Annotated in this window: 9 protein-coding genes; 3 read left to right on the top strand and 6 right to left on the bottom strand. The window is 74.4% G+C overall.

Annotated elements, in window-relative coordinates; genetic code table 11:
• Nucleotides 1-83 precede the first annotated feature (83 nt).
• The gene (polA, locus tag B124_RS28720; RefSeq protein ID WP_496505896.1) at nucleotides 84-2,807 is read left to right on the top strand and encodes a DNA polymerase I; all 2,724 of its coding nucleotides are present in this window, start codon (nucleotides 84-86) and stop codon (nucleotides 2,805-2,807) included.
• Nucleotides 2,808-3,176: 369 nt separating this feature from the next.
• Here polA and pyk read toward each other — a convergent pair whose 3' ends face one another.
• The 5 genes from pyk to pepN form a co-directional block, all read right to left on the bottom strand.
• Nucleotides 3,177-4,610: a pyruvate kinase gene (gene pyk, locus B124_RS28715; protein WP_496505895.1), complete on the bottom strand. Its 1,434-nt coding sequence runs from the start codon at nucleotides 4,608-4,610 to the stop codon at nucleotides 3,177-3,179.
• Nucleotides 4,611-4,744: 134 nt separating this feature from the next.
• A complete protein-coding gene (locus B124_RS28710) occupies nucleotides 4,745-5,455 on the bottom strand; it encodes an SIMPL domain-containing protein (RefSeq protein ID WP_496505894.1) in 711 nt (236 codons plus the stop codon).
• Nucleotides 5,452-6,870 carry a lysine N(6)-hydroxylase/L-ornithine N(5)-oxygenase family protein gene (locus B124_RS28705; protein WP_496505893.1) on the bottom strand — a complete coding sequence of 473 codons (1,419 nt, stop codon included), beginning with the start codon at nucleotides 6,868-6,870 and terminating at the stop codon, nucleotides 5,452-5,454. The genes B124_RS28710 and B124_RS28705 overlap by 4 nt, the downstream gene beginning before the upstream one ends.
• Nucleotides 6,860-8,356, bottom strand: a complete 1,497-nt coding sequence (locus tag B124_RS28700; RefSeq protein ID WP_496505892.1) for a pyridoxal phosphate-dependent decarboxylase family protein — start codon at nucleotides 8,354-8,356, stop codon at nucleotides 6,860-6,862. Before B124_RS28700 ends, B124_RS28705 begins: the two co-directional genes overlap by 11 nt.
• A gap of 210 nt (nucleotides 8,357-8,566) precedes the next feature.
• The gene (pepN, locus tag B124_RS28695; RefSeq protein ID WP_496505891.1) at nucleotides 8,567-11,221 is read right to left on the bottom strand and encodes an aminopeptidase N; all 2,655 of its coding nucleotides are present in this window, start codon (nucleotides 11,219-11,221) and stop codon (nucleotides 8,567-8,569) included.
• 105 nt (nucleotides 11,222-11,326) lie between these two features.
• Here pepN and B124_RS28690 point away from each other — a divergent pair, with 105 nt between their 5' ends.
• Complete coding sequence (locus B124_RS28690) at nucleotides 11,327-12,166, top strand: hypothetical protein (protein ID WP_496505890.1); 840 nt, start codon at nucleotides 11,327-11,329, stop codon at nucleotides 12,164-12,166.
• 48 nt (nucleotides 12,167-12,214) lie between these two features.
• On the opposite strand, the gene B124_RS28685 is transcribed toward B124_RS28690, so the two are convergent.
• On the bottom strand, nucleotides 12,215-12,574 hold the full coding sequence (locus tag B124_RS28685; RefSeq protein ID WP_496505889.1) for a chorismate mutase: 360 nt from the start codon (nucleotides 12,572-12,574) through the stop codon (nucleotides 12,215-12,217).
• A 93-nt stretch (nucleotides 12,575-12,667) separates the two neighbouring features.
• On the opposite strand from B124_RS28685, the gene B124_RS28680 reads away from it, so the two are divergent.
• Complete coding sequence (locus B124_RS28680) at nucleotides 12,668-13,687, top strand: DMT family transporter (protein ID WP_496505913.1); 1,020 nt, start codon at nucleotides 12,668-12,670, stop codon at nucleotides 13,685-13,687.
• Nucleotides 13,688-13,690 lie beyond the last annotated feature (3 nt).

The following is a 13,690-nucleotide window of genomic DNA, read 5'->3' as shown; positions in this document are numbered from 1 at the left end:
CTCGGGGTTGGGTGTACGGGCCGATTCTCCCATGCCGCACCGTCACGGCCCCGATGTCAGTGCGGCATGGCAGGATCGGAGCCGTGGCTGAGAACGCATCGAAACCCCCTGGCCCCCGCAGTCCCCGCCTGATGCTGCTGGACGGACATTCCCTGGCATACAGGGCGTTCTTCGCGCTACCCGCGGAGAACTTCTCCACCACCAGCGGGCAGGTCACCAATGCGATCTACGGCTTCACGTCGATGCTGTCGAACACGTTGCGTGACGAGGCGCCGACGCACCTGGCCGTCGCCTTCGACGTCTCGCGGAAGACCTGGCGCTCCGCGGAGTTCCCGGACTACAAGGCCAACCGGTCCTCGACCCCCGACGACTTCCGCGGCCAGGTCGAGCTGATCGGCGAGCTGCTGGACGCGATGAACGTGCCGCGCTTCGCCGTCGAGGGCTTCGAGGCGGACGACGTGATCGCCACGCTGGCCACGCAGGCGGAGGCGGCCGGGTTCGAGGTCCTGATCGTCACCGGCGACCGGGACTCCTTCCAGCTCGTCTCCGACCACGTGACGGTGCTGTACCCGACCAAGGGCGTCTCCGAGCTGACCCGGTTCACCCCGGCGAAGGTCGAGGAGCGCTACGGCCTGACGCCCGCGCAGTACCCGGACTTCGCCGCGCTGCGCGGCGACCCCTCGGACAACCTGCCGGGCATCCCGGGCGTCGGCGAGAAGACCGCGGCCAAGTGGATCAAGCAGTTCGGCTCGTTCGCGGAGCTGGCCGAGCGCGCCGAGGAGGTCAAGGGCAAGGCCGGCCAGAACCTCCGCGACCACCTCGACGCGGTGAAGCTCAACCGCCGGCTGACCGAGCTGGACCGCGCCGTCGAGCTGCCCGCCGGGCCCGAGGGGCTTGAGCGCCGGCCGTACGACCGGACGGCGCTCCAGGTCGTCATGGACGCCCTGGAGTTCCGCAACCCCAACTTCCGCGAGCGGCTGTTCAACGCCGACCCGGGCGCCGCCGAGGTGGAGGCCGAGCCGGAGCCGGGGGTGCAGGTCGACGGCCGGGTGCTGCAGACGGGCGAGCTGGCGCCCTGGCTCGCCGAGCACGGCGCGGGGCCGCTCGGCGTGGCCACCGTCGGCACCTGGCAGCTCGGCGCCGGCAGCGTCACCGAGGTCGCGCTGGCCACCGCCCAGGGGCCGGCCGCGTGGTTCGACCCGGCCCGGCTGGACGCCGCGGACGAGCAGGCGTTCGCGGGCTGGCTCGCGGACGCCGGCCGGCCCAAGACGATGCACGACGCGAAGAGCGCGATGCGCGTCTTCGCCGAGCACGGCTGGACGGTCGCGGGCGTGGCCACGGACACGGCCCTGGCCGCCTATCTGGTCACCCCCGGGCGGCGCACGTTCGCGCTCGACGCGCTGTCGATCGCCTATCTGGGCCGCGAGTTGGAGCCCCCGGCCGCCGACGGCCAGCTCGAGCTGGGCCTCGACAGCGAGGAAGGCGACCAGGAGGCGGCCGAGCGGGACGCGCTGATGCGTACGGCCCGTACGGTCCTGGACCTCGGCGACGCGCTGTCGGAGAGGCTGGCGCAGGTCGGCGCGGCGGAGCTGCTGCGCGACATGGAGCTGCCGGTCTCGGCGGTGCTGGCGGGCATGGAGCGGGCCGGTGTCGCCGTCGACCGGGCCCATCTGGAGGCCATGGAGGAGCAGTTCGCCGGCGCGGTGCAGCAGGCCGTCCGGGAGGCGCACGACGCGGTGGGGCACGAGTTCAACCTCGGCTCGCCCAAGCAGTTGCAGGAGGTCTTCTTCGGCGAGCTGGGCCTGCCGAAGACCAAGAAGACCAAGACGGGCTACACCACGGACGCCGACGCCCTCGCCTGGCTCGCCACCAAGACCGACCACGAGCTGCCGGTCATCATGCTGCGCCACCGCGAGCAGGCCCGGCTGCGCTCCACGGTCGAAGGGCTGATCAAGACCATCGCGGCGGACGGCCGGATCCACACGACGTTCAGCCAGACCGTCGCCGCCACCGGCCGGCTGTCCTCCACCGATCCGAACCTGCAGAACGTGCCGATCCGTACGGACGAGGGCCGGGCAATCCGGCGCGGCTTCGTCGTCGGCGAGGGGTACGAGTCGCTGCTCACCGCCGACTACAGCCAGATCGAGCTGCGCGTGATGGCCCACCTGTCCGAGGACGAGGGCCTGATCGAGGCGTTCGCCTCCGGCGAGGACCTGCACGACACCGTCGCCTCGCAGGTGTTCGCGGTGCCGCGCACCGAGGTCGACCCCGAGATGCGGCGGAAGATCAAGGCCATGTCGTACGGGCTGGCCTACGGGCTGTCCGCGTTCGGCCTCTCGCAGCAGCTCGGCATCAGTACCGCCGAGGCAGACAAGCTGATGGAGAACTACTTCGAGCGCTTCGGCGGCGTACGGGACTATCTGCGCCGCGTCGTGGACGAGGCCCGGGCGACGGGCTACACGGAGACGATGTTCGGCCGCCGCCGGTATCTGCCCGACCTCAACAGCGACAACCGCCAGCGGCGCGAGATGGCGGAGCGGATGGCGCTCAACGCGCCGATCCAGGGCACGGCGGCGGACATCGTGAAGCTCGCGATGCTGCGGGTGGACCGGGCGCTGGCGGCGGCGTCGCTGCAGACGCGGCTGCTGCTCCAAGTGCACGACGAAGTCGTGCTGGAGATGGCCCCGGGCGAGCGCGAGCAGGTGGAGGAGCTGGTGCGGCACGAGATGGCGGGCGCGGCGGACCTGCGGGCGCCGCTGGACGTGGCGGTGGGCGTGGGCACGGACTGGGAGTCGGCGGCCCACTGAGCGCCTCTCGTCCGGCGCGGGCGGGGAACGGCACGGGCTGCGCCGCCCGGCGGGCGGGGACCGGGGCGCTGCCCCGGCGGGCCGGGAACGGCGAGACGGGAACGGCGGGCGCCGTGCGGCAGGCGAGCGGCGGCGCCCGCCGCTGCCGCCTGCGGCGAGCGGCGGCGGCCGGGCGCCGCGGTGCGCACCCCGCGCCCGGGTACGTGCCAAACGCACGGTGGACCTGCGGCGCCGTGCGGCAGGCGAGCAGTGGCGGCCGGGCGCGGCCGGGCGCACGCGCCCGGGTCGGTGCCGAGCGCGCGTTGCCCCGTCACAGACAGCTCGCGCGGCCCGCACGCCGCGCCCGGGTCCGTGCCGCCGGCGCGCGGGTCAGTTCGGGCTGTCGTCCTCGCCTATGTGGTGGACGCGGACGAGGTTGGTGGAGCCGGGGACGCCGGGCGGGCTGCCGGCGGTGATCACGACCACGTCGCCCTGGCGGCAGCGGCCGATCTTCAGCAACTGCTCGTCGACCTGCGCCACCATCTCGTCGGTCGTCTGGACCATCGGGCCGAGGAACGTCTCCACGCCCCACGTCAGGTTGAGCTGGCTGCGCGTCGCCGGGTCCGGGGTGAAGGCCAGCACCGGGATGGGCGAGCGGTAGCGCGACAGCCGCCGCACCGTGTCGCCGGACTGCGTGAACGCCACCAGGTAGCGCGCCCCGAGGAAGTCGCCTATCTCCGCCGCCGCGCGCGCCACCGCGCCGCCCTGCGTGCGGGGCTTGTTGCGCTCGGTCAGCGGCGGCAGCCCCTTGGCGAGCATCTCCTCCTCCGCCGCCTCGACGATCCGGCCCATCGTCCGCACCGTCTGGACCGGGTACTTGCCGACGCTCGTCTCGCCGGACAGCATCACCGCGTCCGCGCCGTCCATCACCGCGTTGGCGACGTCGGACGCCTCCGCGCGCGTCGGCCGGGACGCCTCGATCATCGAGTCGAGCATCTGCGTGGCGACGATGACCGGCTTGGCGTTCCGCTTGGCGAGCTTGACCGCCCGCTTCTGCACCATCGGCACCTGCTCCAGCGGCATCTCCACGCCGAGGTCGCCGCGGGCCACCATGATCCCGTCGAAGGCGTCGACGATGCCCTCCAGGTTCTCGACCGCCTGGGGCTTCTCCACCTTGGCTATCACCGGGACCCGGCGGCCCTCCTCGTCCATGATCCGGTGGACGTCGCGGACGTCCTGCCCGGAGCGTACGAAGGACAGCGCGATGATGTCCGCGCCCGCGCGCAGCGCCCAGCGCAGGTCGTCGCGGTCCTTGGCGGAGAGCGCCGGGACGGAGACGGCGACGCCGGGCAGGTTGAGGCCCTTGTGGTCGGAGACCATGCCGCCCTCGATGACCATGGTGCGGACCCGGGGCCCGTCCACGGAGGTCACCTCCAGCGTGACGCGGCCGTCGTCGACGAGGATCCGCTCGCCGCGGCCGACGTCGGCGGCCAGCCCGGCGTAGGTCGTACCGCAGCACTGGCGGTCGCCTTGGACCGGGTCGACGCTGATGGTGAATTCATCGCCCCGTTCGAGAAATACAGGACCTTCGCGGAAGGTGCCCAGGCGGATCTTCGGGCCCTGAAGGTCGGCAAGTACGCCGACACTGCGCCCCGTTTCGTCCGCGGCCTTGCGCACCCGTGCGTAACGCTCCTCGTGCTCAGCGTAAGTGCCATGGCTGAGATTGAGCCTGGCCACGTCCATTCCCGCCTCGACCAGGCTCTTGATCTGGTCGTATGTGTCGGTCGCTGGACCCAGGGTGCAGACAATCTTCGCTCGGCGCATGCTTTCGACTCTATGACTTACCGGCAGGTAGGGAACCGGATACCGGCCAATCCCGAACGACATTTGAGCAAAGGTCTATTGAGAGCGAACTGACAACTAATAAAACGTGCGGGGCGCTGCTCTGATGAGCGTTATCAGAGTTGCGGACGAGTCATGATGAACCTGGCGTTGACTCGTGCGCAGACAGTCTGCCGCTGAGGTTCGAGGTCGAGCGCGGGGGCCGTTTCGACGCCGGCTTCGAGGGAGCTGCGGGCGAAGCCGCGGGTCGCCTGTGCCGCCATCCACATCTCGGGCTGCTCCGCGCCCTCGTCGGCGATCTCCACGACCGCCGTCAGCTCCGCGCCCAGCGCCTCGGCGTACTCGCGGGCGCGCGTCACCGCCTCCCGCACCGCCTGCTGCCGCGCCCCGCGGTGCACCGGCGAGTCCGGGCGCAGGCCCCACCACGGGCCGTCCACGCTGGTGAGGTCGAGGTCGGCGGCCCGGGTGCTCAGCTCGCCGAGCGCGGTGAAGTCGCTGAACGTCGCGACCAGCCGGACCCGGCCCTGGTACCGGCGCACCCGCTCGCCGCGGCCGTGCCTGCCGAGTTCTGGGGTCACGAGCAGCGCCCCGGTCTCCAGCTTCTCGACCGCGTCGCCGTACGACCTGATCAGCTCGCGCGCCTCGGCGTTGCGGCGGGTCAGGTCCGCCAGCGCGGTGCGCCGGTCGGTGCCGCGGACGGAGACGGTGACGGCGATCCGGGCGATCTCCGGGTCGACTTCGAGCCGCGCCTCGCCGCGAACGGCCAGGCGCGGCTCGTCGGGGGTGCCGTAGGGGGTGCCGCTGGGAGTGGGGGGCGGGTTCGTCATGCCTTCACTGTGCCAGGCTCCAGCGCGCGCGGGATCCCATGCGCCGGCTCGTCGGGCCGTTCGAGCCGGGCCTGCGGCAGCCCGAAGGTGGTGAACGCGGTACGGCGCGGCAGCGGGTACGGCTCCGCACCGGAGACGTCGTTGAGGATGACGGCGCTGCGGTGGGCGGCCAGGCCCAGGTCGGGGGCGCCGACGCCGTGCGTGTGCCGCTCGGCGTTCTGGACGTAGACCCGGCCCGTGACCTCCGGGTCGAGCACGAGGCGGTGCCGCTCGTCGACCTGCGGGCGGCCCGCGGCGTCGCGGTGCAGCAGCGGCTCCAGCGAGGCGAGGAGGCCGTCGAGCGGACGCTCGCGGTAGCCGGTGGCGAGCACGACGGCGTCGGTGCGCAGGGTCTCGCGGGCGCCCTGCACGGTGTGCTCCAGGTGCAGTTCGATGCGGTTCGAGCCGAGGCGCCCGGCGGTGCGTACGGTGACGCCGGGGGTGAGGACGGCGTCCGGCCAGCCGCCGCCGAGGGTGCGGCGGTACAGCTCCTCGTGGACGGCGGCGATGGTCCCGGCGTCGATGCCCTTGTACAACTGCCACTGCCGGGGCAGCAGCTCGTCGCGTACGTCCTCGGGCAGCCCGTGGAAATAGCGCGCGTAGTCCGGCGTGAACTGCTCCAGGCCCAGCTTGCTGTACTCCATCGGCGCGAACGCCGGGGTACGGGCCAGCCAGTGCAGCCCCTCCGCGCCCGCGGGACGGGCCCGCAGCAGGTCGAGGAAGACCTCCGCGCCGGACTGCCCGGCGCCGACGACGGTGACGTGCCCGGCGGCGACGAGGCGGGCGCGGTGGGTCAGGTAGTCGGCGGAGTGCACGACTGAGGCCCCGGGCGTGCCGGCGATCGGACGCAGCGCCTCCGGTACGTACGGCTCGGTGCCCACCCCGACGACGAGGTGGCGGGCGTGCGTGCGGCCCAGCGCCGCGGCCTCGCCGGCGGCGTCGAGCCGGGTGAAGTCGGCCTCGAACACGCCGCGCTCCGCGTTCCAGCGGACGTCCTCGACGTGGTGGCCGAAGTGCAGGCCGTCGAGCTGCCCGCAGACCCAGCGGCAGTACGCGTCGTACTCGGCGCGGTGGGTGTGGAAGCGCTCGGCGAAGTAGAAGGGGTAGAGCCGCTCGCGGACGCGCAGGTAGTTGAGGAAGCTGAAGGGGCTGGTGGGGTCGGCGAGCGTGACGAGGTCGGCGAGGAAGGGCACTTGGAGGGTGGTGCCCTCGACGAGGAGCCCGGGGTGCCAGCGGAACTCGGCGCGGCGCTCGTAGAACGCGGTGCGCAGACCGCGGACGCGGGCGGCGAGGGCGGCGAGCGACAGGTTGAAGGGACCGATGCCGATCCCGGCGAGGTCGAGCGGGCGCCGGCGGGCGGAGTGCTCAGCGGGCATCGAGGGCGGTTCCGTTCTCGCGGGGCTGCCGGGTCTGCTGGGTCTGCTGGGTCTGTCGAGGCGGCTGCTGGGGTGAAGGGGCCGGTGCCCGGTGGGCCTCGATGACGAGCTTGAGCAGGTTGCGCAGGTCGCCGGGGTGGGCATGGGGGTTGAGCAGGGTCGCCTTCAGCCAGCGCCGCCCGCCCGCCTGCGCGCGCCCGAGCACCGCCTGCCCGTCGGTGAGCAGCCGCCGCCGCAGCGCCGCGACCGCGGCGTCGTCGGCGCCCACGGGCTTGAAGAGGACGGTGGTCAGCGTCGGCGGCGCGTACAGCTCCAGCTCGGGGTCGTCCTCGACCAGCTCCGCGAGCCGCACCGCCGCCGTGAGCGTCCCCTCCACCAGCTCCGCGACCCCGGCGCGGCCGAGCGCGCGCAGCGTGACGGCGACCTTGAGCACGTCGGCGCGGCGGGTGGTGCGCAGCGAGCGGTGCAGCAGGGCGGGGAGCCCGGCGGCGGTGTCGTCGTCGGCGCTGAGGTAGTCGGCGGTGTACGCGAGCGGCGCCAGGTCGGCGTCGTCGCGTACGGCCAGGAAGCCGGCGGCGATCGGCTGCCAGCCCAGCTTGTGCAGGTCGAGGGCGACGGTGTGGGCCCGGTCGAGCCCGGCAACGAGGTGTGCGCGGCTCCGGGCGAGCAGCAGCAGCCCCCCGTACGCGGCGTCCACGTGCAGCCGGGCGCCGTGCGCCGCGGCGGCGTCGGCGAGCCCGGGCAGCGGGTCGACGGCACCGGCGTCGGTGGTGCCGGCGGTCGCGACGACCAGCGCCGGTCCCGGCACGCCGCCGGGGCCGCGGATGTGCGCGAGCGCGTCCCTTACGGCGGCAGGGTCGAGGACGCCGCGGGGAGTGGGCACGACGTGCGGGGCGCGCATGCCCAGCAGCCACGCGGCGCGGTGGACGCTGTGGTGGGCGCTGGCCCCGGCGACCACCTGCACGCCGGGGCCGAGGAGTTCGCGGGCGAGCAGCAGCGCGAGCTGGTTGGCCTCCGTGCCGCCGGTGGTGACCAGCGCGTCGGGGCGGGCGGCGCCGGGGTGGACCTCGGCGGCCACGGCGGCGGCCACTTCGGCCTCCAGCTCGGTGGCGGCCGGGGCCTGGTCCCAGGAGTCGAGCGAGGGGTTGAGTGCGCCGGCCGCGAGGTCCGCGGCGACGGCGAGGGCGAGCGGCGGGGCGTGCAGGTGGGCGGCGCAGTGCGGGTCCGCCGGATCGGCGGCGCCCTCGGCGAGGAGGCGGACGAGGCCGGCGAGGGCCGCCTCGGCGCCGACGCCGGTGTCGGGCAGCACGGGGCGGACGGCCTCGCGGACCCGCGCGGCGACGGCCACCGGGCCGCCGGCGGGCAGCGGCCCCCGGCGGCGGGCGGCGCCGTCGCCGAGGGCGGCGAGGACGGTGTCGAGGTACGGGCGGAGGGCGCGGGGGCCGGCGGGGCCGCCCGCGAGGGCGGCTTCGGCGGCAGCGGGCATGCAGGCTCCTGAAGACGCCGGTCCCGGTGGACCGGTGTGGTGAGGTGAGGCGGCCCTAAGCTACTTCCGCTATTTCTCCGAAACGTGCCGTTCTGCCCGGGAGTTCGCCCGTACGTGGGAACGCGCGGGGACGCGGAGGGGCGCGTTCCGCGATCTGCTACGGGGCCGGGCGCGACGCGCCTCCGCCCGGCCGCGCCCGGCCCCGTCCCGCTACGAGTCCGCCGGGCCTGCCGGGCCGGAACCCGCTGGGCCCGGGGAACCCGCCGCCTCGCGTACGCGCAGCGTCCTGGCCAGGTCGTCGAGCTGGTCCCCCAGCCACCGCCGCAGCGCCGGCACCAGGTCGTCCCGCCGCAGGCACTCCTCGCCGAGCCGCAGCGTCTCCGCGTTCACGAACCCCCGCGGGAACCCCGAGCGCCCCGCGGCCGTGGCGATGGCGGCGCCGCGGCGCGCGGCGAGCGCCGGCGTCTCGGCGAACCAGCGCGGCACGTACGGGGCCAGCACCTCGCGGTGCTCCGGCTGCCAGAAGCCGAGCGCGGTGGCTGTGAACAGGTAGTTGGAGGGCTCCCCGCCGCCGGTGCCGCCGTCCCCGTACATCGCCTCCCAGGCCATCGCCTTCGCCTCGGCCCCCGGCATCGCGGCCAGGCACCGCGCCGCGCCCTCCTGCGCGGAGGCGCCGGGGTCGCGGGCGACTTCCGCCTCGATCCGCTCCGGTCCCGCGGCGCCGAGGACGGCGAGCCGGGTCAGGCAGCGCCAGCGCAGGTCGGGGTCGAGCACGGGGCCGCCGGGGACGGTGCCGGCGGCGAGCCAGTCGCGTACCTCGTCGGGCTCGTCGGCGCAGTCGACGAGGACGCGTACGGCCGCGAGCCGCAGCCCGGGGTCGGCGTTCTCATCGGTGCGGCGCAGCAGTTCGCGGCAGATCCCGGCAACCGCCGCGCGGGCCGCCGGGCGGTCCGCGTCGGGTGCGTAGGCGCCCGCGACCGGCTCGCGGGCGAAGGCCAGCACGCCCTGGACGACGGCGAGGTCGTACTCCGCCGGCAGGTGCGCGGCGGCGGCCCTGAGATAGTCGGCGGGCGGGAGTTCGGCGTCGCGGACCATGTCGCGGGCGGCGTTCCACAGCACGGCGCGGCTGAGCGGGTCGGGGATGCCGGACAGGCAGCGGCGGGCGGTCTCCCAGGAGTGGTCGTCGAGCCGGATCTTGGCGTACGTGAGGTCGCCGTCGTTGACGAGGACGAGGTCGGGCCGGCGGCCGGAAGCGGACGTGGACTTCAGCCCGAGGTCCGCGGCGAACTCCTGCGCCGGCTTCTCGCGCAGCGCCATCCGGCCGGGCTCGCCGGGGACCTCGTCGTAGAGGCCGACGTCCAGCCGGTGCGGACGGCGCCCGGCGTGCTCGACCTCCAGCGCCCACACGCCGTCCCCGCCCTCCCAGGTCTGCGGCCGGAAGGTGTCGACGCCTGTGGTGCGCAGCCAGGCGTCGGCCCACCCGGGCACGTCGCGGCCGGAGGCGCGGGCCATGGACTCGATGAAGTCGGCGAGGGTGGCGTTGCCGAAGCGGTGCCGGGCGAAGTAGTCGCCGAGCCCGGCGAAGAAGTCCTTCTCGCCCATCCAGGCGACGAGTTGGCGCAGCGCGCTCGCGCCCTTCGCGTAGGAGATGCCGTCGAAGTTCTGCAGTGCGGAGGCGCTGTCGGGGACGCGCGGCGGGGCGACGGGGTGTGTGGAGGGGCGCTGGTCGGCGTCGTAGCCCCAGCTCTTGCGGGCGATGGCGAAGTCGGTCCAGGTGCCGGTGAAGCGGGTGGCCTCGGTGAGGATCTGGTAGCCCATGTACTCGGCGAAGGACTCGTTCAGCCAGATGTCGTCCCACCAGCGCAGCGTGACCAGGTCGCCGAACCACATGTGCGCCATCTCGTGCGCGATGACCATGGCGCGGGTCTGGCGCTCGGTGTCGGTGACGGCGGAGCGGTAGACGAACTCGTCGCGGAAGGTGATCAGGCCCGGGTTCTCCATGGCGTTGGGGTTGAACTCCGGGACGAACGCCTGGTCGTAGGAGTCGAAGGGGTACGGCTCGGTGAACCGCTCGTGGTAGCGGTCGAAGCAGCGCCGGGTGATGTCGAACAGTTCGTCGGCGTCGGCGTCGAGGTGGGCGGCGAGCGAGCGGCGGCAGTGCAGGCCGAAGGGCAGGCCGGCGTGCTCGGTGTGGACGGAGTGCCAGGGGCCGGCGGCGACGGCGACGAGGTAGGTGGCCAGCGGCGGGGTGGTGGTCAGCCGCCAGCGGACGCCGGGGTCGGCACCGGCATCGGCACCGGCACCGGCGTCGGTATCGGCACCGGTATCGGCGTCGGTATCGGCGTCGGCGGAGGCGTCCGGTCCGGCGTCCGCCTCCTGGTGGGCGATGCCGTTGCCGAGTACGGTCCAGCCGGCCGGTGCAGTGACGGAGACGTCAAAGACGGCCTTGAGGTCGGGCTGGTCGAACGCGGCGAAGACGCGCTGCACCTCGTCCAGGAAGAGCTGGCTGTAGACGTACGTCTCGCCGTCGGCGGGATCCGTGAAGCGGTGCATGCCCTCGCCGGTGCGCGAGTAGCGCATGACGGCCTCGACGCGCAGTTCGTGCTCGCCCTCGCCGAGTTGCAGCGCGAGCCGGTTGCCGTCGAGCGCGCCGGTGTCCAGGTCCCGGCCGTCGAGCGTGACACGTACCAGCTCGGCCGGCCTGACCTCGACGAACGTCTCCTTCGCCGCGCGCGCGGCGAAGGTGATGACGGTGTGGGAGCCGAAGACCTCCGCACCGCGCGTCAGGTCGAGGTCGACGGCGTAGTGGCGGACGTCCAGCAGGTCGGCGCGGCGCTGCGCCTCGGCGCGGGTGAGTGCGGGCATGGGGCATATGCTGCCTCACCGCCTGCGGCTGCGACGACACCCGGGCGGCGCCGGGCCTCCTCGCGCCCGGAGCGCGCGTGCCGCGTGCGCCGCTACGCTGCCGGCGTGCCGGACAGAACCCTGCGGGCCCTGGGCCTTGCGACCGTACCCGCGCTGGAGCCGCTGACGTATCCGGGGCCGCCGGCGCCCGGTCCCGCGCTGCTGGCCGGCGACCGGCTGCTGCCGCTGCGGCCCGCGCCGGGCGGGGTGGGGCGGTGGCGGGTGGCACGGGGCCGTACGGACACGGGGCTGGACGAGGCGCTGGCGTCGCTGGGGCAGCCACCGGCCGCACAGCGGTCCGCGGTGCTGGCGCTGGGGTCGAACGCGGCGCCGGGGCAGGTGCGCCACAAGCTCACGCGCCTGGGGCTGCCCGCCGTCGTGCCGCTCACGCCGGTCACCGTCCGCGGCATCGGCATCGGTGTCTCGGCGCACATCAGCCGCCCGGGGTACGTCGCGGCGGCCCCGTACGCCGACGAGACCGCCGAGTCGCGGCTGTGGATCACGTGGCTGGACGAGGCGCAACTGCGCGCCGTGGACGGCACGGAGATGCCGCGCTACGGGCGCGCGCTGCTGCCGGCCGAGGCGTTCCCGGCGCGGCTGGCCACCGGGGAACGGCTGCCGGCCGCGTACGTCTACTACAACGCCCGCGGCATCCTCTCCGGCGCCCCGGACCACCCCCGCCGCCCGCTCCCCCACGACCGGGACCAACCCGCCCTGCTGGCCCGCCTCCTCGCCGCCTCCCCGCGGCTGCGCGGCCTCCTGGGTCCGACGCCCCGCGACTGGGTGGCCCGCGCGGGCACCGACGCGGCGGCGCGGGAGGCGGGGACGCGGATCTTCCGCGAGGAGGGCTGGCTGCTGCCTGAGCCGGCCTTCGCGGCGTACGACGCGGGCACGGACGGGGATTGACGGACGGAGACCGGCGGACGGGACCAGCGGACGGAGATCAGCCGGCGGTCACTCGCGCGCGGGACCCTCCGGGGTGGTGGCGCTGGCGATCGTCTCGTGGTGGCGGATGACCTCGGCGATGATGAAGGTGAGGAGCTTCTCCGCGAAGGCCGGGTCCAGTTTGGCGCTCTCCGCCAGCTCCCGGAGGCGGGTGATCTGGCGGGCCTCCCGGGCGGGGTCGGCGGGGGGCAGGTGGTGGGCGGCCTTGAGGCGGCCGACCTGCTGGGTGCACTTGAAGCGCTCGGCGAGCATGTGCACGACGGCCGCGTCGATGTTGTCGATGCTGTCGCGGAGCCGGGCGAGCTCGGCTCGTACGGCGGAGTCGGAGAGGCCGTCCATGGCCGACGGGGGCGTGGAGTGGTCGGTCATCGGGCCACCGTAACAGGGGCGGGCCCGTTGTCAGTGCCGGCTGTTACGTTCTTGGTCATGGTAAACGTGCAGGCGGGGGCGGACCGGCGGGCGATGGCCGCGGCGGCGGTGACCGTGGTGTTGTGGGCGTCGGCGTTCGTCTCCATCCGGGACGCGGGCGAGCACTTCAGCCCCGGCGCGCTGGCGCTCGGCCGGATGGTGGCGGGCTCCGCCGTGCTGGCGCTGATCCTCGTCGTGCGCCGCGAGGGACTGCCGCCGCGGGCGGCGTGGCCGGGCATCGCCGTCTCCGGCGCGCTCTGGTGCGGGGTGTACATGGTCGCGCTCAACTGGGGCGAGCAGTTGGTCGACGCGGGCACGGCCGCGATGATCGTCAACGTCGGGCCCATGCTCATAGCGGTGCTCAGCGGCTGGCTGCTGAAGGAGGGCTTCCCGCCGGCGCTGCTGGCCGGCCTCGGCGTGTCCTTCGCGGGCGCCGTGGTGGTCGGCATATCGACGTCCGACGGGGGTGACTCCTCGCTCGGCGGGGTGCTGCTGTGCCTGCTCGCCGCGGCGACGTACGCGAGCGGTGTCGTCAGCCAGAAGCCGGCCCTGGCGCACGCCTCGCCGTTGCAGGCCACGACCTTCGGCTGCATGACGGGCGCGGTGCTGTGCCTGCCGTTCGCGGGGCAGTTGGCGGGACAGTTGGGCGACGCGCCGCTGTCGGCGACGGCCAACGTGGTGTATCTCGGCATCTTCCCGACGGCGCTGGCGTTCACGACCTGGGCGTACGCGCTGGCGCGGACCACGGCGGGGAAGATGGGCGCCACGACGTACGCGGTGCCGGCGCTGGTGGTGCTGATGTCCTGGGCGGCCCTGGGCGAGGTGCCGGAGGTGCCGGCCCTGCTGGGCGGCGCGCTGTGCCTGGCGGGCGTGGCGGTGTCGCGGCGGCGGAGCGGTCTTCGGGGCGGTCTGCTGGGCGTACGCCGCGGGGCGCGCGTCGTCGCCGCGGGCGGCGCGACGGCTGCCGCCGACGTGACGGCGGCTGCCGGCGCGGCGAGTGCGACCGGTGAGCCGGACGCCGCGGCTGCCGCCGGCCCTGCGGGCGAACGGCCCGGGGGTGACGGCAGGTCCTAGCGG

It is taken from the genome of Streptomyces sp. CNP082 (assembly GCF_059570535.1).
Note: the sequence above shows the minus strand (reverse complement) of the source record. Positions and strands in the feature narration are given on the sequence as shown.

Bases quoted from the DNA above. Each gene is read 5' to 3' on its own strand.
- B124_RS28705 (WP_496505893.1), bottom strand. From the start codon at position 6,870: ATGCCCGCTGAGCACTCCGCCCGCCGGCGCCCGCTCGACCTCGCCGGG.
- B124_RS28710 (WP_496505894.1), bottom strand. From the start codon at position 5,455: ATGACGAACCCGCCCCCCACTCCCAGCGGCACCCCCTACGGCACCCCC.
- B124_RS28680 (WP_496505913.1), top strand. From the start codon at position 12,668: ATGGCCGCGGCGGCGGTGACCGTGGTGTTGTGGGCGTCGGCGTTCGTC.
- B124_RS28685 (WP_496505889.1), bottom strand. From the start codon at position 12,574: ATGACCGACCACTCCACGCCCCCGTCGGCCATGGACGGCCTCTCCGAC.
- pyk (WP_496505895.1), bottom strand. From the start codon at position 4,610: ATGCGCCGAGCGAAGATTGTCTGCACCCTGGGTCCAGCGACCGACACA.
- pepN (WP_496505891.1), bottom strand. From the start codon at position 11,221: ATGCCCGCACTCACCCGCGCCGAGGCGCAGCGCCGCGCCGACCTGCTG.
- B124_RS28700 (WP_496505892.1), bottom strand. From the start codon at position 8,356: ATGCCCGCTGCCGCCGAAGCCGCCCTCGCGGGCGGCCCCGCCGGCCCC.